This is a genomic window from Serratia sp. Tan611, assembly GCF_905188235.1.
GTDB classification, from domain to species: domain Bacteria; phylum Pseudomonadota; class Gammaproteobacteria; order Enterobacterales; family Enterobacteriaceae; genus Serratia_B; species Serratia_B rhizosphaerae.
Map to the genome: position 1 here is coordinate 3,078,561 of NZ_LR994655.1, position 23,311 is coordinate 3,101,871.

Genomic DNA, 23,311 nt, shown 5'->3' on the forward strand with positions numbered 1-23,311 from the left:
CTGCCCCATCAGTTGCCGATCTCGGTGCGCACATCCAGCAGCTCCGGGAAGAAGGTCAGCTCCAGCGCCCTTTTGAGGAAACTGACGCCGCTGGAACCGCCGGTGCCGCTCTTAAAGCCGATAATCCGCTCCACCGTTTTCATATGGCGGAAGCGCCACAGGTGGAAACTCTCCTCAATATCCACCAGCTTCTCCGCCATTTCATAGGCTTCCCAGTAAGTCTGCGGATTGTCATAAATGATTTTAAACACCGGCAATAAATCGGGGTTGCGCTGGTAAGGCTGCGTCCAGTCCCGCTCGACGCAGGCCTGCGGTACCGGCAGCCCTTTGCGCGCCAGGTACAGCAGAAACTCATCGTACAGGCTCGGCGCGTCCAAAATCGCTTTCAACGCGGCGTATTTCCCCTCGTCGTTGCGGAACACCTCCAGCATCGCCGCATTCTTATTCCCCAGCAAAAACTCAATCGAACGGTACTGATGCGACTGAAAACCGGACGAATTGCCCAGCACGTTGCGAAACTCGACGTACTCCGACGGGGTTAAGGTTTCCAGCACCGCCCACTGTTCGAACAGCAGACGCTGGATCTGCTTCACCCGCGCCAGGATCTTGAAGCAGTGGCTGAGTTTATCCTGTTGTACCAGCTGGCGCGCGCCCTGCAGCTCATGCAGCATCAGCTTCATCCACAGTTCGGAGGTCTGATGCTGCACCACAAACAGCATTTCATCATGATGCTGCGGGTTGGACAGCGGGTGCTGGCAGTCCAGCAGCTGGTCCAGGCACAGATAGTCGCCGTAGCTCATACGCTTGGAAAAATCGGTAACAACCGTGCTCTCTATTTCCCGTTGATTCATCTGTTCTCTCCGCGCAGTTTCAAATATGAAACAGGGTTCCGATTACTAAACTGAGAGAAAACAATAGCCCATGCGTGCAACAACTGCTCAACAATAAACGAGAGTTACCTCGCAGAATGTACGCCTGCTACCGGCGTCCGGTGTTCACTTTTCTTGACGCTTTCGGCTACGCCGCCCGCTCCATACCCGCCGTGGCTCAAACCACCGGCGTTACGCGGGCAGCGCGCTTACAGGGGAAGCATGGTTTCATGCAGATGACGCCATACCACCTGATTATCCGCCCCCAATTCAAACACCACGGTCGAAAAGCGCAGCGTCGCCTCCTGGCCCGGCAGTTGCTGCCGCTCCTGATAGGTCACGGTCGCCCCGGCGGCGCTCTCTGCAATCAGCTGCATGTTGTCAATTTCAATCTCCAGCCCCGGCCGCGCGCCGCACTGGGCGCGGAAAAATGTAGTCAGCGAGGGGAAATCAAGCAGTGCGCCGCCCGGCGTCACCATGGAATAGTCCGGGCTGAAACGCGCCAATAAATCGTCACACACGGCCACCGGGCTGTCGCCATCGCCAAGCCAGCGGCGAATCAGCGTATGGGCATCTAAAACTTCCTGAAAATAACGGTTCATCATTTCTCCTGATTAAGCATAAGAATAACGCTGCGATTGGCGATCCGCAGGCAGAGCAGAACGGGGATGACGGTGCTGACCGCCGCCAGGACAAAACACAGGTGGTAAGCCCGCGCTGCCGGCATACCGGTCATATTGAGTAATACGTTAAGCAATAAGCTGATTAGCGTGACGCCGAAACAGAAGCTGAGCTGGCGGTTAATGTTCCACAGCGCGCTGGCATCCGCCAGTTCAGTATCGTCTACCTGTATAAACGCCGAACTCTGCGCGGTGCTGCTGCACAGGCTGCCGCCAAACCCCATCAACGCGTAGGCGGAGGCCGCCAGCACCACGTCATCGCCGCTGCCAATCAGCGACAGTAAGCCGATACCGCTCCCCTGCACCAGACAGCCGATGATAAACAGCGGACGCGGCCCAAGCTGATTAAACGTTTTGCCCGTAAGGGAGATAGCGGCAAACGCGGCGATCGCCCACGGGAGCATCATCACCCCCACCAGCGTGGCGTGCATACCCAGCTGATTTTGCAGATACAGCATCGCAACCAGGCTGACGCCGGTAAAAATGCCGGGAATCAGCTGATAAATCAGCATCGCGGTTCGCAGCATCGGCTCCTGCATCAGGCGCAGGTTAAGCAGCGGCTGCGTTTTGCGTAATGAAGCGCGCACATAACCGCCCATCAGCGCCAGACCGGCAAGCAGTAGCATCGCCCCCACGCCCAGACGGCCAGACTCCCCCATGTTGGTCAGCCCTAACAGGATCAGGCTCAGCGCCAGGCAACCCGAGATAAGGCCGCTGAAGTCCAGCCGTTCGGCGGCGCCGGCCTCGGCGTCGGGCTTCAGCCAGCAGGCGGCGAGAATTAATGCGGCGAACGCCAGGGGCAGGCTGGCCAAAAATACCCAGCGCCAGCTAACGTTGTCGACCAGCGCCCCGCCGATAGCCGGAGAGAGCGCCGGCGCCATCAGCGCCACCAGCATCACGACGGCAGAGAGCCTGGCCCGCTCATGGCTGCGGTACAGGGCGTAGGTCATGGTCTGGCCGACCGGGATCAGCAGCCCCCCGCCCAGCCCCTGCAGCACGCGCCAGGCTATCAGCTGTCCAATATTGCCGGCGGCGGCTACGCCGCAGGTGCCGATAATGAAAACCCCCAGCGAGAGCATCAACAGGCGCTTTGATCCCATCCGTTTTGCCAGCCAGCTGCTCAGGGGAATAACCAGCGTCAGTCCCAGAATATAGCCGTTGCTCACCCACGCCAGCTGACTGACCGGCGCATCAAGCTGCCGACCGATATCCGGATAGGCAACGTTGGCGATAAACATGTTGACCAGATCGATAAAAAATCCCAGCAGATAGACGCTGGCGACACGCAGCCGGTAATTCATAGGTTTTCCATAAAAAACAGCACAGTGCGCGTAGTATAAAATCATAAAAAAAAAGATAAATCGGCGCCTGGCGGTTACACTGTCAAAATTATTTTGACAATTATTCACCCACGCGAGGAAAACCCATGTTGAATATGCAGCGCCTGGAGATATTTGTGGCGGTGGTGGAAGCCGGCAGCTTTACCGGCGCGGCGCAGACGCTGGGGCTGACCAAGGCGGTGGTGAGTTTTAATATCAAGCAGCTGGAGGAAAAGCTGGGCGTCTCCCTGCTCACCCGCAGCACCCGGAAAGTTGCCGTCACGGATGCCGGCGAGCGTTTTTATCTGCGCTGTCTGCAGCTGCTGCAGGATGCAGAAAAAATTCTGGACGATGTGCGCAGCGACCATCGCGGCCTGCACGGCATACTGCGCATCACCACCACGCCGGAATATGGCGCCAACGTCGTGGTGCCCGCGCTCTCGGCGTTTGCCGCTCTGCATCCGCAGCTGCGCATTCAACACGTCTCCTCGTCAAAAAACGACGATCTGATCGCCGGGCGTTTTGACGTGGCGATACGCCTTGGCCAGCTGGCGGACTCGACGCACCATGCAAAACTGTTGGAGTGGTTTGATATTTTCCCTGTAGCCTCAACGGATTACTTGACGACGCATCATGACGGGACAATCGCGGACCTGCAGCAATTGCAAAACGCACGCTGGATCGCCCATAGCCGTCTGGCCACGCCGCTGAGCTGGCAGGTGGTGACGCCGGCCGGCGACAGCGTGCTGTTCCGGGCCAGCACCCCTGCCACAATCATGGCAGACAGCGCGGCGGCACTTCTGGCGTTTGCCCGCAGCGGCGCGGGTGTAGCGTTACTGCCCGCCTGGCTGGTGCGGGAGGACATCGCCAGCGGCGCCTTAACCCGGCTGCTGCCCGACCACCGTTTTCCCAGACAGGGCATCTACGCTCTCTATCCCAATACCCGCCATGTCTCCGAGAAGGTGCGGGCGTTTATCGATTTTCTGCAACGCCGTATTGACGCTCCCGATGCCCCCCTTTAGCGCTGCGTTTGCAACGGTCGCCGGGCCGCAGGTAATTTCTGTACTAAACTAATTACATACCCCGCCAACAGCGGATGGATGCGTGGGACCGCTCTCTGCATTGGGTCAGAACCCCAAGGAGGCGCCATGAGCTACCAACATATCGTGATTGCCGTCGACCTTAACGGCGACAACCGGCAACTGTTAGCAAGAGGTGCGGCGCTGGCCGACGCCTGTGATGCCAAGCTGTCATTAATTCACGTCGATATTCACCACGCGCCCTACTACTCGGCGTTGGGCCTGCAGACCTACCACTACAGCGGCGAGGTGCCCGCCGAAGTCACCGCCAGCAAGCAGCTAGCCGCCATTGCCCAGCAATCGTCTTATCCGATACCGGATTCGATCGTCGTGTCGGGCGAACTGCTGCCGGAACTGAGAAAAGAAATCGACGCGCGCGGTATCGATCTGATTATTTTCGGCCACCATCACGACGTGTGGAGCAACCTGTTCTCCACTACGCGGCAGGCGATTAATCATCTCGACGTCGATGTCCTCGTTGTACCGTTAGTGACCAATCAGGAGGCCTTATGAGCAGCTACCAGCATATCGCCGTCGCCACCTCACTGCTGGATGAGGAACGCCTGCTTATCGACAAAGGCATCGCCCTCGCCTCGGCGCTCGGGACGAAGCTGTCGCTGATTTATGTCGATGAGCATCACGCCTCTTACTATTCGGAACTGGGCCGCCCGGTGGCGAACTTCTCCGAAACCCAGTTTGAGGAGAAGATCAGAACGGAGATGCAGCCGCTGCTGCAGGCCGCCTCCTATCCGATCGCGGAAGTTATTATCAGACGCGGCGAGCTGGCTTATGAGCTGAAATACGCCGCCGCAGAAAAAGGCATCGATCTGTTTATCTTCGGCCACCATCAGGATCTCTGGGGCAACCTGTTCTCTTCCGCCAGAAACGCCATTAATACCCTGCATACGGATATTCTGGTGGTTCCCATCAGGAAATAACCGCGCGCCGCGCCGGTGCATCGCCGGCGCGCCTTTCTCCGCACTTGCTATACTTCTCACACCTCACACCGTCACCCCTGGCCGCTCTCTGCAGAAAGGATCGATCGTCCATGCAACAGGCGCACCGTAACATTCTGTCCGTCATTTTTTCCGTGTCGGTCTTCAGCCTGACCTATGGGCTCAGCGCACCGCTTATCGCGCTGCAGCTGGCGGATAACGCCTATGGCGAGACCACTATCGGGCTTAACGCCGCCATGCACGCCCTTGGGGTATTCGCCGTCGCCCCGTTCCTGCCGCGGCTGTTCCGCCGCTTCAGCCCGCTGGCGCTGATGTGCGCCTCGCTCAGCGCCATCGCGCTGCTGTTTCTGCTGTTTCCCTGGCTGCCGCTGCCGGCATGGTTTGTGTTGCGCTTCGGGCTGGGCATATTTACCGAAATCATTATGGTGCTGACCGAAACCTGGCTGAATGACGCCACCGTCGAGCAGGCCAGAGGGAAAACCATGGCGCTGTATACCGCCGGGATGTCGCTGGGGTTCGCTTCCGGTCCGCTGATCCTGACGATGATGGGCAGCGACAGCGCCGGGCCGTTTGTGGTTGGCGCGCTGATCGCCCTGGCCGCCGTGCCATTGATCGCCAGAGCCGGTATGGTGCGGCAGCCAGGCGAGGAGCTGACGCCGATCGGGCTGCGGCAGAGCCTGCAGCTGGCCCTGCTGGCGATCGTCGCCACCGCGCTCAACGCCGCGATTGAAGTGGCGGGAATGAATTTTCTGTCACTGTACGCCATCAGCCTGGGGTGGAGTGAATCACGGGCGACGCTGCTGATCTCGGTGCTGATGTTTGGCGCCATCGTACTGCAGCTGCCGCTGGGCTGGCTGGCGGACAAAGTGGATCGCCGCCGCCTGATGACGCTGCTGGCGGCAATTTCAGCCCTCGGCGCGCTGGTGTGGCCACTGCTGCTGACCACGCCGCTGCTGGCCTACTGCCTGCTGTTTGTCTGGGGCGGGGTCTTTGTCGGCATCTATACCGTCGCCATCACCTGGGTAGGTTCACGGTTTCGCGGCGCGCAGCTGGCGGGCATCTATGCCGCCATGTCGGTCGCCTGGGGCGCCGGCGCCCTGCTCGGCCCGCTGCTGGGAGGCGCAGCGATGGAAGCCGCTACCCATGGTTTGCCGTATATGACCGCGCTGCTGTGCGCGCTGTTTACCGTGCTGTCGCTCAGCCGCCGGACGGCATCACGTTGAGCGCCCGCGGCGGATCGCCCGGGAAAACTCGCCGTCAATCAGCGCGCCGGGCGGACGCTGCAACCGGCTGCGACGCCTTAGATCGGCAAACGGCAGCCGGCTGTCCAGCAGCCCCATGCGGTAACAGTAACGGTCGGCAAAGCCGCTGAGCAGCAGCCGCCAGTCATACTTGACCGCCGGCGATACCGCCCGGCCGTGACGCAGAATATTGGTGGTGCAGTTATTGCACAGTGTGTGATACCACTCCGGCTGTGCATTCACCTGCTCAATACGCAGCAGGTAATCACGCAGCAGCAGCCGACGTTGCTCGGCCGTCAGCGTTAATCCATACAGCCAGACCCGTTCGTGGCGCACATCGCTGCGCACGCCGATCAGATCGCGCTCGTCGGCCACGACATAGATCACCGGGTAGTTGCGCCAAAATCCCCCCATGGCCGACCACGGCTGATCCTCCCTGCGACGGGTCTCAATCGAGATCGCCAGCCACTCCCCGTTACTAAAGCCAAAACTGAGAAATACGTGGGCAATGGCGTTGCCGCCCCAGTAAGAAAGCACCAGATCGGTGGCGTTCAGTTCACTCAGGCGAAAGCTGCGATCGTCCCACGCCGGCAGCGGTTCAGCAACGCTGCGGTAGCGAAAATTGCGTACGTTGCGAATCTGAAAGCGGTCATTATCCAGCCAGACCACGCCGGCCAGCCGGGCGTATTCCGCCAGCCAGGGCGCACCGTTTTCTACCGGGCGAAGCATCAGGAAGCGTCATCCTGACGCCGCCGGCGTCGCCATGACAGGCGCGCCGGATGCACAATGGCATGCAGCGCCCGGGCATAGTCCAGCGCCAGGCCGGGCGTCCAGGCCATGGTGGTGGCGCGCTTGCGCAACTGGGCGGCAATCCACAGTTCGGGAATAAAAAACAGGCGTAAAAACGTCAGCCAGCCGCCGCGGGCAAAAACGCCGTCCAACGCCGCCTCCAGCCCGTAGGCCACGCTGCTGGAACAGTTGCGCCAGGTCAGGTTGTACACCTCCGCCTGGCGATAGCTGGCCCAGTAGCGCCGCAGCCCTTCGGGATTAAAGTCGTGGAAGACAATCTTGCGGTCGGACTCACACCACGCCGCCGACTCGCTGGCGTAGCTCTGCTGGTACTGCCCGGCGACGTTGTTCTCCTGAATTGCCTTCAGGGTGTTGAAAAATTCCGACGGCGAGCGGTCGATATCCACCGCCGGATAGAGGCTGATATACAGTTCCGGCGGCATTTCCAGCGCTGCATGGCCGGTAGAAATCACGCCGTTGGCGTCAACCGCAGCGATATAGCGGTTAAACACCGGCCGGCGGATCGGTTTACTGGCTGCCGAGCCTTCCGGCGTCCAGATATGCACCACCAGCGAGCCGTCATAGGGCAACGGATCTGGTTCCTGCGGCGGCGCTGCCGTTTCCGGCAGCAGCCCGCCCGGCGCCAGCAAATTAAACACCGCCGCGCCGTCGCGCAGGCGGAATGCACGCCAGGCCAGCCGCAGGCACTGCAGGCCGCCGGCCATCATAATCGCGCCAAGAAACTGCGAAACGGTGCCATGATGGTGCGTCGGGTACGGGAAGAAAAGAAACAGCGCGAACAGCAGTTGCGCAACGCCGGCGGCAAACGCCCGCCGCCAGCCGTGATAGCGCACCACCCAGGCCGAGGCCATCACAAACAGCCCGGTAATAAAGAAGGCAAAACCAAAAATGACCGCCAGTAACAGATTACTGCTGTTACGCCCGGATAAAATCAGCAGCGCAACAAAACAAAAAATGCCGCCTTTAAAATAGAGCACCGCCTTTTGCGCACCGACGCCGCCAGGGGCCAGCATCAGCGTCGCCAGGCTCTCAATCAGCAGCAGAATGCCAAAGATATGCAGAGGGAAATAGCGAATGCCCTGCAAACCGTCAATAAATATGGAGACGCCCAACCCGCCCCACAACAGCCCGATTACCGCCAGCAGCGGGGCATTCCTTCTTACGAAATCAGCACCGGATAGCAACAAGGCAAGCTGTAACATATTTACGCCCCCTGCGGTGAGTGAATAGAGACTTTGCTGTGCGGCTCTTCGCTCCAGTAGCCGACAATCACCACGCCAGCAGGCCCGCGCAGGCCGAGCAAACGGTTTTCGCTGACCGCAATCCGGTTTGACGGCGGCAGCGCCAGATGGAAGCGGAAGGTTTCACTGTTGCCCCCCTGCTGCAACACCTGCTGCCAACGCTGCTGCATGGCGCTGCTGTCCTCTGCCGACAGCAGCGCAAACAATTGTTCGACATTGCTTATCGCGGCCAGTTGTTGGCTCAGCGGGGTATGGATGTTTTCATCCCACGTCAGCCGCCCGCTCTGCGGCTCCAGATGGTAGGCCGCCTTCCCCTGTCCGGGGCCGGCCATGCGTTCTTCCGCCTCTGACGCGCTTACCGCCGCACGCTTTTGCACATAGACAAAACTCAGCAGCAACGCCGTGGCGGACAGGTAACACTGCGCCAGCAGCAACGATTCACCGTCGCGCAGCCCGGGGATAAAAAATGGGCCATAGCGCTGCCAGGAGTAATAAATCACGATGATGCTAAAACACAGGAAGGAAAATGCACCGAACCGGTTGCCGCTCATCACCGGAATCGCAATCATCAGCATCACCGGCAGGCAGGCCAGGGCAAACTGTAGCGCCGTTCCGTGCGCTCCGCCGATCGGCTGATGAAAAACGTACCAGGCACTCAGGCATAGCAGCAACCACAGCACACCGCCGGACAGCAGTTGGCGAACGCTTAATGGCCCGGAACGCCAGCGCAGCCCCATCAGGATGGTGGTCAGCAAAATGGTGCCGACCACGTTGGACGCCCACCACGTCCAAGCGGCCTGCACAAAATCAACCTCGTGCCTTAACGCCAGCCAGCCACCGCCCAGCAGACCGGAGAGCACGCTGGTGCCCAACGTCGCCAACAGCCAGACGCCCACGCTGCGCAGTTGATCTTGTGGTGAGGAAAAATGCCTGACGCACCACGCCACCGCCAGGCTGTTACTCAGGGAGATCGCGGATAGAATCAGGGAGGTTTCCAGCGTATGCCGCAACGTGGCATCCAGCAGCACCCGGGTAAGGAACAGCACCAGAAACAGCATCGGCCAATAACCCCGGCCGAAGATCAGAAATGCGCTGACCGCTACCCCGGCAGGGAACCAGACGGCGGCGACCCGGCTGACGGGCGCATCCATATACAAAGAGATATAGCCGGTAAGAAAATAGAGCGCGCACCAGAACAGTAAAGCCAGCAACGAGCGCCCGGACAGGTAAGACACGTCGTGCCTCCAAGAGCAAAATCAGCGTGACTTAAGAATAGTGCAGCATGGGGCAAATGGTAGGGACATGCCTGCTGGTGTCGGACGTTCCATCAGTAAAGCAGGCCCCCTTCACCATCGGTTCTCAGTAAACGGCGCCTGCCTGCAATGCCTTCGAAAACGTCATCGCAATGCGGCGATGATGTTTATTATTTTTACGGCATTAAAGCCGCAGCAGCCGTGCAACATTCAGCCCAGCGACCTGCGCTTTCTGTTCCTGCGTCAACGGCAGATTATGCAAAAACGATATGGCCGGCGCCAGCGGGTTAAATGGATAATCGACGGAAAAAATCAACCGCTCCAGCCCGAAGGTTTGCAGTGCCAGTTGAAAAGGCGCCTGCGTGCTGTATCCGCTGGTTGTAATATGGATATTGCTGCGAAAATACTCTCTGACCGGTTTGCGCAGATTTTCCACCCGCGGCTCCAGCCAGTATTCAATCCGTTCCCAGTAAAAAGGAATCAGCTCGCCGAGATGGCCGATAATAATCTGCAACCGGGGAAATTTATCGAAAATACCGGAAACGATCATTCTCAGTACGTGCAAACCGGTTTCCCAGTGCCAGCCTGCGGCCGTAGAGCCCAGCGTGAATGACACCAAATCGCTGAAGTTACCGTCGTAATAAGGTTTGCTGACCGCCGCTACCGGATAGGCCGGGTGCAAATAAATCGGGACGCCAAGCTCTTCAGCCTTTGCCAACAGCGGCCAGAAGTCTGGGTGGTCAAGGAACTTGCCCTCCACCGTGCCGTTGATCATCGTACCTTTAAAGCCAAACTGGGTCACGGTTCTTGCCAGCTCCTCCACGGCCGCGCCGATATTCGCCAGCGGTAAGGCGGCAAACGCAGCAAACCGGTCAGGATACCGCTCAACCGCGGCGGCGGCCTGATCGTTGGTTTTCATTACCTGTTCCACGCTCACTGTCGTGACGGGAAACATGCCGTGTCCCAACACCTGCATATCAATGCCGTGCTGGTCCATAACGGCGATTCTCCGTTCGCCGATATCGGTCAGTACAGCGATATCAGCGTCGTAGCCTACGCTCCCGGCTTTGGGGTAATAACGTTGAAATTCCTCAGATATCCAGTGTTCTTCTATCGCGATAATTTTCATGCCGCTCTCTCTTCTTGTTTGATCGGATGTTTTTCAGGTTAGGAGATTGGCGACACGCTGAGAATTGCTTTATCTGTTAGTATTGATACCCAGATAGCATCAATGAGAGTAGTAAACATGGAAATCCATCAGCTCAGAAGCTTTGTTTACGTCGCTACCGAACTCAGCTTTCGCCGCGCGGCTGAAAAACTCAATATGACGCAGCCGCCGCTCACCCGTCAGATACAACAGCTGGAACACAGTCTCGGCACCGCACTGTTTAAACGCAGCACCCGCAAAGTAGAACTGACGGCTGCCGGCAAAGTGTTGCTGAACGAAGCAGGTAAAATCATTGCCTTAACGCAGGGTGTCACCAGCCGCGTACAGCTCAGCGCCCGCGGCTGCAGCGGCGAACTGGTCATCGGCATATTCAGTTGGGGGGTCATCCACCAGTTGCCAAATTACCTGAAAACGCTGCGCGAACTGAAACCAGACGTCAATGTCCGGCTACTCAATATTTCCAAAGAAAAACAGGTGGAAGCACTCAGAAACAAGGAAATCGATATTGGTTTTTGCCGCTTTGCCGCCAGCCAGGGCGGGCTGAGCATAGGCTGCATCGGGAAGGAAAAATACCTGGTGGCCATCAACGCCAACGACCCGCTCAGCCAACAAACGCACATCGATCTGGCCGATCTGGCCGATAAACCCATGATCCTCTATCCCTCCTCGTCGCTGTCAGGCATGGCGCAGCGTGTGTACGACGCGTTTATCGCTGAAAACGTCAGCCTTAATATTGCCAATTACTGCGAGGATATCATGACCAGCCTTCTGCTGGTGTCCGGCGGGTACGGTTCCTGCATCACGACCCAATGGGCAGAGAATATCAATATGCCGGAGGTCATCTACCGGCCGCTGACGGCAAAAAATCTCAGCCGCTCGACATTAAATTATATATTCAGAAGCGATGATGACAGCGTACTGCTTGATGATTTTATTCAGATTATAAAAAATAAAACTGCTGATGCCGGATAATAACAATCCGCCAATATTTTCGGGAATCTCCACCGTCATCCGTGTATAATAAAACCTCGACCGTTTAGCCGCGTCGTTATCTGAATCACAGCCGGCAAGAAGATATGATGAATAAACATTTAATAACAAATGCGCCTGAAAATAACACCGATACGTGCATGGTTAAACGCCCGGTCTGGCAGCGCGATAATCTGCAACAGGCGGAAGAAGACTGGCTGGCGGAAGAGGTGCCGGTCGCGCTGGTGTATAACGGCATTTCCCACGTGGTGATGATGGCAACGCCAAAGGATCTGCCGGCCTTTGCCATCGGTTTTTCCCTGTCGGAAGGCATTATCACCTCAGCCGACGAGATCTATGATATTCAGCAGTACCCTGCCTGCAACGGTATAGAAGTGCATATCGAACTCTCCAGCCGGCGCTTTATGCAGCTGAAAGAGCGCCGCCGCAGCATGACCGGGCGCACAGGCTGCGGCGTTTGCGGCGTGGAGCAGTTGCAGGAAGTCACCCGCCCCATCGCCCCGCTGCCGTTCAGCCAACGTTTTGATTTAACACAGCTTGATGCCGGGCTGGCGCAGCTGAAAAGCTATCAGACCGTCGGGCAGCTGACCGGCTGCACCCACGCCGCCGCCTGGCTGCAGCCGGACGGTAACCTGAGCGGCGGCTATGAAGACGTCGGCCGTCACGTGGCGCTGGATAAGCTGCTGGGATACCGCAGCCAGCAGGGCTGGCAGGCCGGCGCGGTGCTGGTTTCCAGCCGCGCCAGCTATGAAATGGTGCAAAAAACCGCGATGTGCGGCATTGAAATTCTGTTCGCCGTCTCCGCCGCCACCAGCCTGGCGGTTGAGGTGGCCGAGCGCTGCAATCTAACCCTGGTCGGCTTCAGCAAGCCGGGGCGCGCCACCGTCTATACGCATCCGCAGCGTCTGTGGCGCTCCGGCAGCGCATAGGCTCGCTGTTTCCGGCCCCCGGCAGGGCCGGTTTTATTTTGTTTCGGAGAAAAACATGACCTCCGGCGTAATAAATTAATCAGGAAGCTTTCCGTCATCCGGATGGATAATAAAAATCCGTTGTTGATTAAATAGCTTATTCTCAATGACGCCACCATCCGTTAAAATACAACCTATTATTAATCCCATAAAATATTTCAGTAAAAATCAGGAAATATTGACCTTATGATCATTCGTCCAAACCAGCACTGGTTTTTGCGCCTGTTTGACTGGCGCGGCTCGGTGCTGTCAAAAATAACTTTTCGTCTGGCCTTAAATGTCCTGATGTCGATTATCGCCATTGTCTTTTATCAATGGTATGAGCAATTCGGCATTCATTTAACCGTTGCCCCTTTCAGTTTGCTTGGGATCGCCATCGCCATTTTTCTCGGCTTCCGCAACAACGCCGGCTACAGCCGCTTCGTCGAGGCGCGCATGCTGTGGGGCACGCTGCTGATCGCCGAACGCACCCTGCTGCGCCAGTTGCAAAACCTGCTGCCGGAAGAGAAAGCGCTGCATCGCCATATCGCCCGGTATCTGATCGCCTTCGCCTGGAGCCTGAAGCACCAGCTGCGCCACACCGATGCGACCGCCGATTTGTACCGCATTTTGCCGAAGCCGGCGTTTGCAGAAGTGAACGTCAGCCCGATGCCGACCAACCGTATCCTGCTGCTGCTCGGCCATGAAATCGGCCGGCTGCGTCAGGCCGGCCGGCTCAGCGACATCACCTACAGGATGCTGGATAATAAACTCGACGAACTCGCCCACGTACTCGGCGGCTGCGAACGCATCGCCAATACGCCGGTGCCGTTTGCCTATACCCTGATCCTGCAGCGTACCGTGTACCTGTTTTGCTCCCTGCTGCCCTTCGCGCTGGTGGCCGACCTGCACTACATGACGCCGTTCGTCTCGGTATTTATTTCCTACACCTTCCTGTCCTGGGACTCGCTGGCCGAAGAGCTGGAGGACCCGTTCGGCACCACCGCCAACGATCTGCCGCTCAGCGCCATCTGTAACGGTATTGAACGCAGCCTGATGGAAATGAACGATCAGCAGCCGCTGCCGGCGCTGCATAAGCCGGATCGCCACTTCAACCTGACCTGAGCCGCCAACGATAAAAAAGCCTGTCGAAACAGGCTTTTTTATCATCCGCCGACGGCGCGGAAAACAGGTTATGCAATCCGCTGAGTTGATCTGCTCATGGTGCGGGTAATTTTTACCGGAACGGATTTTGAGGTAGGCGTACCGGTACCGTCGCCGATGCTGTTCATCGGCACCAGCGGGTTGGTTTCCGGGTAATAGGCGGCCAGGTTGCCACGGGGAATGGCGTAGCTCACCAGTTTGAAGCCGCTGACCGCTCGCTGCACGCCGTCGTTCCAGATGGTTTCAATATCCACCAGATCGCCGGCCTGATAGCCGGCCGCGGCGATATCCTCCGGGTTCATAAACAGCACCTCACGCTGGCCGTAAACGCCGCGGTAACGGTCATCCAGGCCATAAATGGTGGTGTTGTACTGGTCATGGGAGCGTAACGTCTGCAGTACGAACGGCACGTCCTGCTGCGTCGCCAACTGCGGGAACAGCGTGGCCGGCAGCGGCGCATGGCTGAACTGCGCCTTGCCAGACGCCGTCGGGAAGCGCAGCTCGGCGGCCGCATTGCCCAGGTAAAAGCCCCCCGGCTGCTCACACTTGTGGTTAAAGTCGCTAAAGCCTGGAATGGTGGCGGCAATATGGTCGCGGATCTTGTTGTAATCTCCGGCCAGTTCCAGCCAGTTGATGGTCGGCGTATTGCCGAACGCCGCGTTGGCGATGCCGGCGACGATCGCCGTTTCAGAGCGCTGGCTGTCAGACAGCGGTTTACCAATACCTTCGGAGGCGTGCACCATGCTGAAGGAGTCTTCCACCGTGATGAACTGTTTGCCACCGGCCTGAACATCCTGCTCGGTGCGCCCCAGCGCCGGCAGAATCAGCGCGTCTTTTTTGCCGGTCACCAGGTGGCTGCGGTTAAGTTTAGTGCTGATATGCACGGTCAAATCGCAGTTGCGCAGCGCCTCTTCCGTACGGCGGCTATCGGGAGCCGCCGCGGCCAGGTTGCCGCCCAGCGCGATCAATACCTTAACCTCGCCGCGCAGCATGGCGCTCAGCGCATCCACCGTATTGTGGCCGTGGGCGCGTGGCGGCTCGAAGCCAAAGTGCGCGCCCAGGCTGTCCAGAAAGGCGGCCGGCGGCTGCTCATCGATACCCATGGTGCGGTTGCCCTGCACGTTGCTGTGGCCGCGCACCGGGCACAGACCGGCGCCCGGTTTGCCCAGTTGGCCGAACAGCAGCTGCATGTTGACGATCTCACGCACCGTCGCCAGCGAATGTTTATGTTGGGTAATGCCCATCGCCCAGGTGCAAATCACCCGTTCTGCGTGCTGATAAATCTCTGCCGCCTCGCGGATTTGCGCCTCGCTCAGGCCGGACTGCCGCTCAATAAACGCCCAACTGCTGGCCGCCACTTCCTGCAGATAGCGCTCCACGCCCCCGGTATGGTTGGCGATAAACTGCGTGTCGAACAGACCGGATTCCCCGGCGGCGATGCGCGCGTGGTGGGTTTCCGCCAGCGCTTTCACCATGCCGCGCACCACCGCCATATCGCCACCCAGGTTCGGCTGGTAATAGCGATGGCTGATTTCGCCGGCCATCGGCGTCACCACTTCCAACGGTTTTTGCGGGTCGGCAAAGCGTTCCAGCCCACGCTCGCGCAGCGTATTGAAGGTGACGATGCGCGCGCCGTGTTCTGCGGCATGGCGCAGGCTGTGCAGCATGCGCGGGTGGTTGGTACCGGGGTTTTGGCCGAAGACAAAGATGCCGTCCGCCTGGTCGAAATCCTCCAGGCGGATGGTGCCCTTGCCAACGCCCAGGCTTTGCCGCATGCCGAAGCCGCTGGCTTCGTGGCACATGTTGGAACAGTCGGGGAAATTATTGGTGCCCAGCACCCGGCCAAACAGTTGATACAGCCACGAGGCTTCATTGCTGGCGCGTCCGGAAGTGTACAGCTCCAGCTGGTTCGGATTCTCCATCCCCTTGATGTGTTTGCCGATCAGGGCAAAAGCGTCATCCCAGCTGATGGGTTCATAATGATCGGTGGCGACGTTATAGCGCATCGGCTCGGTCACCCGGCCCTGATACTCCAGAAAATAATCGCTTTCCAGATAAAGGCGGCTGACGCGGTGCGCGGCGAAAAATTCGCGATCGACGTGACGCCGTGTCGCTTCCCAGGTCACCGCTTTGGCGCCGTTCTCACAGAAGCTGAAGGTGCTTTTATTATCGTCACCCCAGGCGCAGCCCGGGCAGTCAAACCCTTTGGATTTATTCATCCGCATCAGGTTGACCATGTTCTTCAGTGCTTGTTTACTGTCAAAAACAAACCGCGTGGTGGCCTCCAATGAGCCCCAACCGCCCGCGGCCGCTTTATACGGCTTTATTTTTGATTTGAATTTCATAATTGTCTCGATGTCTTTTTAATAAATAACCGGCCGCTGGCTAATCAATTTTTTATTTGTGTCCGGCTATTTTCTGCGATGTAAAATCATTTTACCTCTGTATAACATACCGTCAAATTGGTTAACTTTATGGCGCAATAGATACGGTCTATCACACACAATATCGACCTATCTCACTGTATTTAAAGGAAACAATCTGAAGCTCATGATGTGGGGAAATATCCAATCGATATCGTGACGATTTTGGCGCTCGCTACTTTTTACTTCTAAAATATCAGTGGCATTCTCACTTTTACGGCAAAGGACTCATGAACAACCATAATTATGATTCACAAGCAGTTTTTAGCCCGATAACGCGCAGCGCCATTTTTATTGTCGCCACCCTTAACCCCGCCCCTGAACACTACGATACGGTACGCGACTGGTGCGCCGACGTCGCTGCGCTGGTGCGTTCGGTCGGGAAAAGAGCGCCGGCCGGAAAATTATCCTGCGTCTGCGGCTTCGGCTCCGGCGCCTGGAATACGCTGTTCGGCCAGCCGCGCCCCGCGCAACTGCACCCGTTCCGCGAAATAGGCGCCGGCGGACGCGTCGCCGTCGCCACGCCGGGGGATATTCTGCTGCATATTCGCGCCGATGATATGGATCTCTGTTTTGAACTGGCGACCCAGCTGCTGGACAAACTGGGCGACGCCGTCAGCGTGGTTGATGAAGTGCACGGCTTCCGCTATTTCGATCAACGCGCGATGATCGGCTTCGTCGACGGTACGGAAAACCCGGAAGGCCGAGAAGCCGTTGATTTTACGGTGATTGGCGAAGAAGACGCCGAGTTTAGCGGCGGCAGTTACGCGCTGGTGCAAAAGTATCTGCACGATATGACGGGCTGGAACGCCCTGAGCGTGGAGCAGCAGGAAGGTATTATCGGCCGCCATAAACAGTCCAATATTGAACTGGACGACGATGTGAAACCCTCCTCCTCCCACAGTTCCCTCACCACCCTTGAAGATGAACACGGCAACGAGGTGAAAATCCTGCGTGACAACATGCCGTTCGGCCGCCCGGGCATGCGTGAATTCGGCACCTATTTTATCGGCTATGCGCGCTCGCCGGAACCGATTGAACAGATGCTGGAAAACATGTTTATCGGCCGGCCGGAGGGCAATTACGACCGGCTGCTCGACTTCAGCCACGCGGTGACCGGCAGCCTGTTCTTTATTCCGTCGGCGACGCTGTTGGAGCAGTTATCAACGCGCACGCTCCCCGTCAACCTGCACTGATTCCGGTAACGGCGTATGCCATAAAAAGTTAACCTCTACAGCAGCAGCGCCAGCTCCATCGCCGTGCGCTGCAGCAGCGGCAACACGCGCTCACGCAGCTCCTGCGCCGACACCTGCGAGGCATTGACGCCGACGTTCATCGCCGCCACCACGCCGCCTTTGCGCGAATGCATCGGCACCGCGATGGAACGCAGGCCAATCTCCAACTGCTGGTCGTTAATCGCATAGCCCTGGCGCCGCACCCGGGCCAGCTGTTCGCGCAGCTGCGCCTCGCTGACGACGGTATGCGCCGTCAGCGGCTCCAGCGTCACCCGCGACAAATACGCCTCCAGCTGCGCTTCATCCAGCGCGCTGAGCAGCACCAGCCCCATCGACGTGGCATAGGCCGGCAGGCGGCTGCCGCGCCCGAGATCGATAGTCATAATGCGCTTTACCGAGGCGCGGGCGATATACAGGATATTGTCGCCGTCCAGCGTCGCCACCGAACAGGACTGATTAAGCTGCTTGCTCAGGTAATCCAGTGAATTCTGCGCCGCCTTCGCCAGTTCCGAAGAGGACAGATAGGCGTGCCCCAGGGTCAACACCCGCGGCAGCAGCCGGTAGTGGCGGCCGTCGGGGCAGTGCACAAACCCCAGCGCCTTCAGCGTGTACAGGCAGCGCCGCACCGCCGCGCGCGGAATGCCGGTAATCTGGCTGATTTCCGACACCGACATCTGCGAATACTGCGGCTTGAAAGCCTGCAGCACTTCCAGCCCGCGCGCCAGCGACGCCATAAAGTTGGGGTCGCCCTTATATTTATCATTGCTCAGCTCGCCGATCTCCTGCAGCCGCTGCAGTTCGCCGTCGCCTAATTCCGGCATATCGCTCATTCCGCCTCTCCTTTTCGTTAATAATCATGCAAATAGCGTCTTACGTCAGCGTATGCAACCACCTGCTACAGCAAATGGGTGAATTAGTTAGCTGCATCACAAAATTAACATCAAAATAACAAACCGTCCGATAATCGCACAAAGATCTGATATTCGCACTTGCTGGTGATTTTTTCCTCCCCTAAGTTGAATTCAAGCCAGGCCATATGGCGTTAAAGAATCAGCCTACCAAGGAGAAGAAATGATTAATAAAAGCGTGCAGTCCACCGACGCCGCCGTTGCCGATATTCCCGACGGCGCCAGCGTGATGGTGGGCGGCTTCGGTCCGGCAGGCCAGCCTTATGCCCTGCTGGACGCCCTGATCCGCCGACGCCCGCGTAACCTGACGGTAATCAGCAACAACGCCGGCAACGGCGATTTCGGGCTGGCGGCGCTGCTGAAAGCCGGCTGCGTACGCAAAATCATCTGCTCATTCCCGCGCCAGTCCGACTCCTGGGTGTTTGACGACCTCTACCGGCGTGGGGAGCTGGAACTGGAGCTGATCCCGCAGGGCAACCTGGCGGCGCGCATTCAGGCAGGCGGCGCCGGCCTCGGCGGTATTTATACCCCGACCGGCTACGGCACCCAGCTGGCGACAGATAAAGAGGTGCGCGAAATCGACGGCCGGCACTATGTGTTCGAACTGCCGCTGAAGGCCGATTTTGCCCTGATCCGGGCCGAGCGCGCCGACCGCTGGGGCAATCTGGTCTATAACCAGACCGGCCGCAACTTCGGCCCGATCATGGCGATGGCCGCCGGCTGCACCATTGCCGAGGTCAATCATCTGGTGCCCCTGGGTGAGCTGGATGCCGAAGCGGTGATCACGCCGGGGATTTTCGTGCAGCGCGTGGTCAGCGCACCGTCCACCCCACAACGGCTTTCGGCCTGAGGAACCATCATGTCAAAACTGACGCATCAACAGCTGGCCGAACGTATCGCGCGTGATATTCCGGAAGGGGCCTACGTCAATCTGGGCATCGGCATGCCGACCCAGATCGCCAACTATCTGCCCGCCGATAAAGAGATCTTTTTACACAGTGAAAACGGCATCCTCGGCATGGGGCCGGCGCCGGCGGCCGGAGAAGAAGACCCCGAACTGATTAACGCCGGCAAGCAGCCGGTGACGCTGCTGCCGGGCGGCTGTTTTTTCCACCACGGCGACTCCTTCGCCATGATGCGCGGCGGCCATCTGGATATCTGCGTGCTGGGGGCCTATCAGGTGTCGGAACGGGGCGATCTGGCCAACTGGAGCACCGGCGCGCCGGGGGCAATCCCGGCGGTCGGCGGCGCGATGGATTTGGCGATCGGCGCGCGTCAGGTGTATGTGATGACCGAACACCTGACCAAAAAAGGCGAGTGCAAAATCGTCAGAGAGTGCAGCTATCCGCTGACCGGCGTCGGCTGCATTACCCGCATCTACAGCGACCTGGCGGTGATCGACGTCACCGACCACGGGCTGGTGGTGCGCGAGATTTTTGCCGGCCTGACGCCACGCCAGCTCCAGGAGGTCACCCCGGTTGAGCTGACTTTTGCCCTGCAACACGGAGAACAACACGATGACTCACGCTTATCTGTGTGACGCGGTGCGCACCCCGTTCGGCAAGCTGAACGGCAGCCTGGCCGGGATCCGCGCCGACGATCTGGCGGCGCTGCCGCTGCAGGCGCTGCAGCAACGCCACCCGCAGCTGGACTGGAGCGCGCTGGACGATGTGCTGCTCGGCTGCGCCAATCAGGCCGGCGAGGACAACCGCAACGTGGCGCGCATGGCGCTGCTGCTGGCCGGGCTGCCGGTTTCCGTACCCGGCTGCACCGTCAACCGTCTGTGCGGCTCCAGCCTGGATGCGACGGCAATGGCGGCGCGCGTGATTAAAAGCGGTGAAGGCGACCTGCTGATCGCCGGCGGCGTCGAGAGCATGTCGCGCGCGCCGTTCGTCATGGGCAAAGCGGAAAGCGCCTTCAGCCGCGCCATGCGGCTGGAAGACACCACCATGGGCTGGCGCTTTATCAACCCGCAGATGAAAGCGCTGTACGGCGTCGACTCCATGCCGCAAACCGCCGAAAACGTGGCGGAGCAGTTCCGCATCAGCCGGCAGGATCAGGACGCCTTCGCCCTGCGCAGCCAGCAGCGCGCCGCCGCCGCGCAGGAAAGCGGCTTCTTCGCCAGCCAGTTGATCGCGGTAACCATTCCGCAGAAAAAAGGCGAGGCGCTGAGCTTCAGCCGCGATGAACACCCGCGCGCCACCAGCCGTGCGGCGCTGGAAAAACTCAAGCCGGTGGTGCATCCGCAAGGCAGCGTCACCGCTGGTAACGCCTCCGGGCTGAACGACGGCGCCTGCGCCCTGCTGCTGGCCAGCGAACGCGGTATGCGCCGGCACGGCCTGCAGCCGCTGGCGCGCATCGTCGCCAGCGCGGTCACCGGCATCGAGCCGTCGATTATGGGTTTCGGCCCGGCGCAGGCGGTGCGTAAAGTGCTGGCAAGCGCCGGCCTGCGCCTCGAACAGATGGACGTGATTGAGCTGAATGAGGCCTTCGCCGCGCAGGCGCTGGCGGTGACCCGCGCCCTGTCGCTGCCGGACGATGCGCCGCAGGTTAACCCGCACGGCGGCGCCATCGCTCTCGGCCACCCGCTGGGCGCCTCCGGCGGCCGGCTGGTGATGAATGCCGCCTATCAGCTGCAGCAAAGCGGCGGACGCTACGGATTGTGCACCATGTGCATCGGCGTCGGTCAGGGCATCGCCATGATTATCGAGAGGGTGTGATGGAGATTGAATACCGCCTTGACGGCCCGGCCGGCGCGCCGCTGCTGGTGCTGTCCAATTCGCTGGGTACTACATTGGATCTGTGGCAGCCGCAGATGGCGCTCTTTACCGCCCATTTCCGCGTGCTGCGCTATAACCAGCGCGGCCACGGCGGAACGCCGCTGCCCGCCGCCCCGCTGACGCTGGAGATCCTTGGCCGCGATGTCGTCGCCCTGCTCGACAGCCTGGACGTTGAACGCGCCCATTTCTGCGGCATTTCGATGGGCGGGCTGACCGGCCTGTGGCTCAACCGCTATCAGCCGCAGCGCCTGCAGCGGCTGGTGGTGGCCAACAGCGCCGCGCGCATCGGCAAAGCCGAAGGCTGGCATCAGCGCGCGCAAACGGTGCGCCGTGACGGCCTGGCGGAGATTGCCGCCGCGTCGCCGGCGCGCTGGTTCAGCGAGGAATTCCAACGCCGCGAACCGCAGCAGGTGGCGGCACTGGCCGCGCAGCTGGCGCAGGGCAACGCCGCCGGTTATGCCGCCTGCTGCGACGCGCTGGCGCAGGCGGATCTGCGGGCCGAAGTCCGCCACATGCCGCAGCCGATGCTGGCGATCGCCGGCGAGCTGGATCCGGTCACCACGCCGGACGACGCACGCTTCCTGCTGGCGAACGCGCCGCAGGCCGAACTGGCGACCCTGCCCGCCTCGCACATCAGCAATATTGCGTGTCCGGCGCTGTTCGCCCACCGCGTACTCGACTTTCTGACAGAGGTATAACCCATGACGCTGTGTATTGAACGCATTGAAAGCTGGCTGCTGGATATTCCCACCATCCGGCCGCACAAACTGTCGATGGCGACCATGGGCTGCCAGACGCTGACCATCGTTCGCCTCACCTGTGCGGGCGGCCTGGTCGGCTGGGGCGAAGCCACCACCATCGGCGGCCTGAGCTACGGCCCGGAAAGCCCGGAAGGGATCAAGTCCGCCATCGATACCTATCTGGCGCCGCTGCTGACCGGCCAGCAGTTTGACGGCCTGACGCCGCTGGTCAATCTGATGAACGCCAGCGTCAAAGGCAATACCTTTGCCAAATCGGCGCTGGAGACCGCGTTTCTCGACGCGCAGGGCAAAGCGCTGCGTCAGCCGCTCAGCACCCTGCTCGGCGGCGCGCAGAGCCGGCAGCTGCCGGTGTTGTGGACGCTGGCCAGCGGCGACACCGAGCGCGATATCGCCGAGGGGCAGCGCCTGCTGGCGGAAGGCCGCCATAACGCCTTTAAACTCAAGATCGGCGCCAGACCGCTGGCCGACGACCTGCGCCACACCGCGGCGATCGTCCGGGCGCTGGGGGCCGACGCCAGTATCCGGGTTGACGTCAATCAGGCCTGGGACGCCGCCAGCGCGGTGCGCGGCATGACTGCGCTGCAGGAAATCGGCATCGATCTGGTGGAGCAGCCGGTGGCGCTGTGGGACCGCGCCGCGCTGACGCAGCTGAGTCAACGGTTCACCCTGCCGATTCTGGCCGATGAAGCGGTAGCCGACGCCCATGACGGCTACGCGCTGGCCGCCGGCGGTTTCCGCGGCGCCTATGCGCTGAAAATCGCCAAGGCCGGCGGCCCGGCGCAGGCGCTGAAACTGGCGCACGTCGCCGATGCGGCCGGCATCGCGCTGTACGGCGGCACCATGCTGGAAGGCAGCATCGGCAGCGTGGCGTCGCTGCACGCTTGGTCAACGCTGAAGCTGGCCTGGGGAACGGAAATGTTCGGTCCGCTGCTGCTAAAAGACGACATCATCGCCGAACCGCTGAATTTCGCCGACGGACAGGTCACGCTGCCGGACGGCCCGGGCCTCGGCATTGAGGTCGATGAAGACAAACTGCGTTTTTATCAGCGCACCTAGAGGAGCCTGCCTGATGTTGTTCAAAGTTGAAATGTCCGTGCAACTGCCGTCCGATATGCCGGCCGCCGTCGCCGATGAGATCAAACTGCGTGAAAAGCGCTATGCGCAAGAGCTGCAGACGCAGGGAAAATGGCGCCACCTTTGGCGCGTGGCGGGAAAATACGCCAACGTCAGTATCTTTGACGTGGAAAGTAATAGCGAACTGCACGATATCTTATCGGCGCTGCCGCTGTTCCCGTATATGGAAATGCATATTGAGGCCTTGTGCCGGCATCCGTCATCCATTTACGACGACGATAAATAAAGCAGAAATAATTCATCTCCACGGGTTAGCCGGTTATTTTCGGCGCCGTAAACCCGAGCTCAGCCCGAATAATTGCGATGCGCCGCTGCCGGCCATCGCCGTTATTTACGGCTCTATTATAATGAGG

General features: G+C 59.6%; 23 protein-coding genes and 1 pseudogene. 15 read left to right on the plus strand and 9 right to left on the minus strand.

What is annotated here, in order from left to right:
- Positions 1–8 precede the first annotated feature (8 nt).
- The 3 genes from kynA to TAN611_RS14590 form a co-directional block, all read right to left on the minus strand.
- Positions 9–851 (minus strand): tryptophan 2,3-dioxygenase, encoded by an 843-nt coding sequence (gene kynA, locus TAN611_RS14580; RefSeq protein ID WP_105231645.1) that lies wholly within the window; start codon positions 849–851, stop codon positions 9–11.
- A 227-nt stretch (positions 852–1,078) separates the two neighbouring features.
- On the minus strand, positions 1,079–1,471 hold the full coding sequence (locus TAN611_RS14585) for a DUF4440 domain-containing protein (RefSeq protein WP_105231646.1): 393 nt from the start codon (positions 1,469–1,471) through the stop codon (positions 1,079–1,081).
- Positions 1,471–2,850 carry an MFS transporter gene (locus TAN611_RS14590; RefSeq protein ID WP_203066631.1) on the minus strand — a complete coding sequence of 460 codons (1,380 nt, stop codon included), beginning with the start codon at positions 2,848–2,850 and terminating at the stop codon, positions 1,471–1,473. The genes TAN611_RS14585 and TAN611_RS14590 overlap by 1 nt, the downstream gene beginning before the upstream one ends.
- 125 nt (positions 2,851–2,975) lie before the next feature.
- Here TAN611_RS14590 and TAN611_RS14595 point away from each other — a divergent pair, with 125 nt between their 5' ends.
- The 4 genes from TAN611_RS14595 to TAN611_RS14610 all read left to right on the plus strand — a co-directional run bounded on the left by TAN611_RS14595 (position 2,976) and on the right by TAN611_RS14610 (position 6,126).
- A complete protein-coding gene (locus TAN611_RS14595) occupies positions 2,976–3,890 on the plus strand; it encodes a LysR family transcriptional regulator (protein WP_203066632.1) in 915 nt (304 codons plus the stop codon).
- Positions 3,891–4,016: 126 nt separating this feature from the next.
- Complete coding sequence (locus TAN611_RS14600; RefSeq protein WP_105231649.1) at positions 4,017–4,460, plus strand: universal stress protein; 444 nt, start codon at positions 4,017–4,019, stop codon at positions 4,458–4,460.
- The gene (locus TAN611_RS14605; protein ID WP_203066633.1) at positions 4,457–4,885 is read left to right on the plus strand and encodes a universal stress protein; all 429 of its coding nucleotides are present in this window, start codon (positions 4,457–4,459) and stop codon (positions 4,883–4,885) included. Before TAN611_RS14600 ends, TAN611_RS14605 begins: the two co-directional genes overlap by 4 nt.
- A 110-nt stretch (positions 4,886–4,995) precedes the next feature.
- A complete protein-coding gene (locus tag TAN611_RS14610) occupies positions 4,996–6,126 on the plus strand; it encodes an MFS transporter (protein ID WP_160030649.1) in 1,131 nt (376 codons plus the stop codon).
- On the opposite strand, the gene TAN611_RS14615 is transcribed toward TAN611_RS14610, so the two are convergent.
- The 4 genes from TAN611_RS14615 to TAN611_RS14630 form a co-directional block, all read right to left on the minus strand.
- Positions 6,118–6,873 (minus strand): DUF4105 domain-containing protein, encoded by a 756-nt coding sequence (locus tag TAN611_RS14615; RefSeq protein WP_105231652.1) that lies wholly within the window; start codon positions 6,871–6,873, stop codon positions 6,118–6,120. The two genes, TAN611_RS14610 and TAN611_RS14615, sit on opposite strands and share 9 nt — an antisense overlap.
- The gene (locus TAN611_RS14620) at positions 6,873–8,156 is read right to left on the minus strand and encodes an MFS transporter (RefSeq protein WP_105231653.1); all 1,284 of its coding nucleotides are present in this window, start codon (positions 8,154–8,156) and stop codon (positions 6,873–6,875) included. Before TAN611_RS14620 ends, TAN611_RS14615 begins: the two co-directional genes overlap by 1 nt.
- 2 nt (positions 8,157–8,158) lie before the next feature.
- The gene (locus TAN611_RS14625; RefSeq protein ID WP_111736847.1) at positions 8,159–9,430 is read right to left on the minus strand and encodes an MASE1 domain-containing protein; all 1,272 of its coding nucleotides are present in this window, start codon (positions 9,428–9,430) and stop codon (positions 8,159–8,161) included.
- A 202-nt stretch (positions 9,431–9,632) separates the two neighbouring features.
- A complete protein-coding gene (locus tag TAN611_RS14630) occupies positions 9,633–10,577 on the minus strand; it encodes an amidohydrolase family protein (RefSeq protein WP_203066634.1) in 945 nt (314 codons plus the stop codon).
- 117 nt (positions 10,578–10,694) lie between these two features.
- On the opposite strand from TAN611_RS14630, the pseudogene TAN611_RS23545 reads away from it, so the two are divergent.
- The 4 genes and pseudogenes from TAN611_RS23545 to TAN611_RS14645 form a co-directional block, all read left to right on the plus strand.
- Positions 10,695–10,820: pseudogene (locus tag TAN611_RS23545) on the plus strand (LysR family transcriptional regulator); the annotation flags it as partial.
- Between the two features lie 63 nt (positions 10,821–10,883).
- Positions 10,884–11,588, plus strand: a complete 705-nt coding sequence (locus TAN611_RS14635) for a LysR substrate-binding domain-containing protein (protein ID WP_238404542.1) — start codon at positions 10,884–10,886, stop codon at positions 11,586–11,588.
- A gap of 158 nt (positions 11,589–11,746) precedes the next feature.
- Positions 11,747–12,535, plus strand: coding sequence for a formate dehydrogenase accessory sulfurtransferase FdhD (gene fdhD, locus TAN611_RS14640; protein WP_238404473.1), 789 nt, complete (start codon positions 11,747–11,749; stop codon positions 12,533–12,535).
- 225 nt (positions 12,536–12,760) lie between these two features.
- Positions 12,761–13,678, plus strand: a complete 918-nt coding sequence (locus TAN611_RS14645) for a bestrophin family protein (protein WP_203066636.1) — start codon at positions 12,761–12,763, stop codon at positions 13,676–13,678.
- Between the two features lie 68 nt (positions 13,679–13,746).
- On the opposite strand, the gene TAN611_RS14650 is transcribed toward TAN611_RS14645, so the two are convergent.
- Positions 13,747–16,062, minus strand: coding sequence for an FdhF/YdeP family oxidoreductase (locus TAN611_RS14650; RefSeq protein ID WP_203066637.1), 2,316 nt, complete (start codon positions 16,060–16,062; stop codon positions 13,747–13,749).
- Positions 16,063–16,370: 308 nt separating this feature from the next.
- Here TAN611_RS14650 and TAN611_RS14655 point away from each other — a divergent pair, with 308 nt between their 5' ends.
- Positions 16,371–17,336, plus strand: a complete 966-nt coding sequence (locus TAN611_RS14655) for a Dyp-type peroxidase (protein WP_203066638.1) — start codon at positions 16,371–16,373, stop codon at positions 17,334–17,336.
- Positions 17,337–17,371: 35 nt separating this feature from the next.
- Here the strand turns inward: TAN611_RS14655 and TAN611_RS14660 are convergent, their stop codons facing one another.
- On the minus strand, positions 17,372–18,205 hold the full coding sequence (locus TAN611_RS14660; protein ID WP_105231659.1) for an IclR family transcriptional regulator C-terminal domain-containing protein: 834 nt from the start codon (positions 18,203–18,205) through the stop codon (positions 17,372–17,374).
- 241 nt (positions 18,206–18,446) lie between these two features.
- Between TAN611_RS14660 and TAN611_RS14665 the strand changes: the two genes are divergently transcribed.
- From TAN611_RS14665 to catC, 6 genes are read left to right on the plus strand one after another with little or no spacing between them, the layout of a single operon-like run.
- The gene (locus TAN611_RS14665) at positions 18,447–19,133 is read left to right on the plus strand and encodes a 3-oxoacid CoA-transferase subunit A (RefSeq protein WP_203066639.1); all 687 of its coding nucleotides are present in this window, start codon (positions 18,447–18,449) and stop codon (positions 19,131–19,133) included.
- A 9-nt stretch (positions 19,134–19,142) separates the two neighbouring features.
- Positions 19,143–19,823: a 3-oxoacid CoA-transferase subunit B gene (locus TAN611_RS14670; protein WP_111736841.1), complete on the plus strand. Its 681-nt coding sequence runs from the start codon at positions 19,143–19,145 to the stop codon at positions 19,821–19,823.
- Complete coding sequence (gene pcaF, locus TAN611_RS14675) at positions 19,801–21,003, plus strand: 3-oxoadipyl-CoA thiolase (RefSeq protein ID WP_203066640.1); 1,203 nt, start codon at positions 19,801–19,803, stop codon at positions 21,001–21,003. The genes TAN611_RS14670 and pcaF overlap by 23 nt, the downstream gene beginning before the upstream one ends.
- Positions 21,003–21,761: a 3-oxoadipate enol-lactonase gene (gene pcaD, locus TAN611_RS14680; RefSeq protein ID WP_203066641.1), complete on the plus strand. Its 759-nt coding sequence runs from the start codon at positions 21,003–21,005 to the stop codon at positions 21,759–21,761. The genes pcaF and pcaD overlap by 1 nt, the downstream gene beginning before the upstream one ends.
- A gap of 3 nt (positions 21,762–21,764) precedes the next feature.
- On the plus strand, positions 21,765–22,880 hold the full coding sequence (locus tag TAN611_RS14685; RefSeq protein WP_203066642.1) for a muconate cycloisomerase family protein: 1,116 nt from the start codon (positions 21,765–21,767) through the stop codon (positions 22,878–22,880).
- Positions 22,881–22,893: 13 nt separating this feature from the next.
- The gene (catC, locus tag TAN611_RS14690) at positions 22,894–23,184 is read left to right on the plus strand and encodes a muconolactone Delta-isomerase (protein ID WP_105231665.1); all 291 of its coding nucleotides are present in this window, start codon (positions 22,894–22,896) and stop codon (positions 23,182–23,184) included.
- Positions 23,185–23,311 lie beyond the last annotated feature (127 nt).

What these genes read in the sequence shown, in the direction of transcription:
- kynA (WP_105231645.1), bottom strand. Translation starts at nt 851, where the DNA reads ATGAATCAACGGGAAATAGAGAGCACGGTTGTTACCGATTTTTCCAAG.
- TAN611_RS14585 (WP_105231646.1), bottom strand. Translation starts at nt 1,471, where the DNA reads ATGAACCGTTATTTTCAGGAAGTTTTAGATGCCCATACGCTGATTCGC.
- TAN611_RS14590 (WP_203066631.1), bottom strand. Translation starts at nt 2,850, where the DNA reads ATGAATTACCGGCTGCGTGTCGCCAGCGTCTATCTGCTGGGATTTTTT.
- TAN611_RS14595 (WP_203066632.1), top strand. Translation starts at nt 2,976, where the DNA reads ATGTTGAATATGCAGCGCCTGGAGATATTTGTGGCGGTGGTGGAAGCC.
- TAN611_RS14600 (WP_105231649.1), top strand. Translation starts at nt 4,017, where the DNA reads ATGAGCTACCAACATATCGTGATTGCCGTCGACCTTAACGGCGACAAC.
- TAN611_RS14605 (WP_203066633.1), top strand. Translation starts at nt 4,457, where the DNA reads ATGAGCAGCTACCAGCATATCGCCGTCGCCACCTCACTGCTGGATGAG.
- TAN611_RS14610 (WP_160030649.1), top strand. Translation starts at nt 4,996, where the DNA reads ATGCAACAGGCGCACCGTAACATTCTGTCCGTCATTTTTTCCGTGTCG.
- TAN611_RS14615 (WP_105231652.1), bottom strand. Translation starts at nt 6,873, where the DNA reads ATGCTTCGCCCGGTAGAAAACGGTGCGCCCTGGCTGGCGGAATACGCC.
- TAN611_RS14620 (WP_105231653.1), bottom strand. Translation starts at nt 8,156, where the DNA reads ATGTTACAGCTTGCCTTGTTGCTATCCGGTGCTGATTTCGTAAGAAGG.
- TAN611_RS14630 (WP_203066634.1), bottom strand. Translation starts at nt 10,577, where the DNA reads ATGAAAATTATCGCGATAGAAGAACACTGGATATCTGAGGAATTTCAA.
- fdhD (WP_238404473.1), top strand. Translation starts at nt 11,747, where the DNA reads ATGGTTAAACGCCCGGTCTGGCAGCGCGATAATCTGCAACAGGCGGAA.
- TAN611_RS14645 (WP_203066636.1), top strand. Translation starts at nt 12,761, where the DNA reads ATGATCATTCGTCCAAACCAGCACTGGTTTTTGCGCCTGTTTGACTGG.
- TAN611_RS14650 (WP_203066637.1), bottom strand. Translation starts at nt 16,062, where the DNA reads ATGAAATTCAAATCAAAAATAAAGCCGTATAAAGCGGCCGCGGGCGGT.
- TAN611_RS14655 (WP_203066638.1), top strand. Translation starts at nt 16,371, where the DNA reads ATGAACAACCATAATTATGATTCACAAGCAGTTTTTAGCCCGATAACG.
- TAN611_RS14660 (WP_105231659.1), bottom strand. Translation starts at nt 18,205, where the DNA reads ATGAGCGATATGCCGGAATTAGGCGACGGCGAACTGCAGCGGCTGCAG.
- TAN611_RS14665 (WP_203066639.1), top strand. Translation starts at nt 18,447, where the DNA reads ATGATTAATAAAAGCGTGCAGTCCACCGACGCCGCCGTTGCCGATATT.
- TAN611_RS14670 (WP_111736841.1), top strand. Translation starts at nt 19,143, where the DNA reads ATGTCAAAACTGACGCATCAACAGCTGGCCGAACGTATCGCGCGTGAT.
- pcaF (WP_203066640.1), top strand. Translation starts at nt 19,801, where the DNA reads ATGACTCACGCTTATCTGTGTGACGCGGTGCGCACCCCGTTCGGCAAG.
- pcaD (WP_203066641.1), top strand. Translation starts at nt 21,003, where the DNA reads ATGGAGATTGAATACCGCCTTGACGGCCCGGCCGGCGCGCCGCTGCTG.
- TAN611_RS14685 (WP_203066642.1), top strand. Translation starts at nt 21,765, where the DNA reads ATGACGCTGTGTATTGAACGCATTGAAAGCTGGCTGCTGGATATTCCC.
- catC (WP_105231665.1), top strand. Translation starts at nt 22,894, where the DNA reads ATGTTGTTCAAAGTTGAAATGTCCGTGCAACTGCCGTCCGATATGCCG.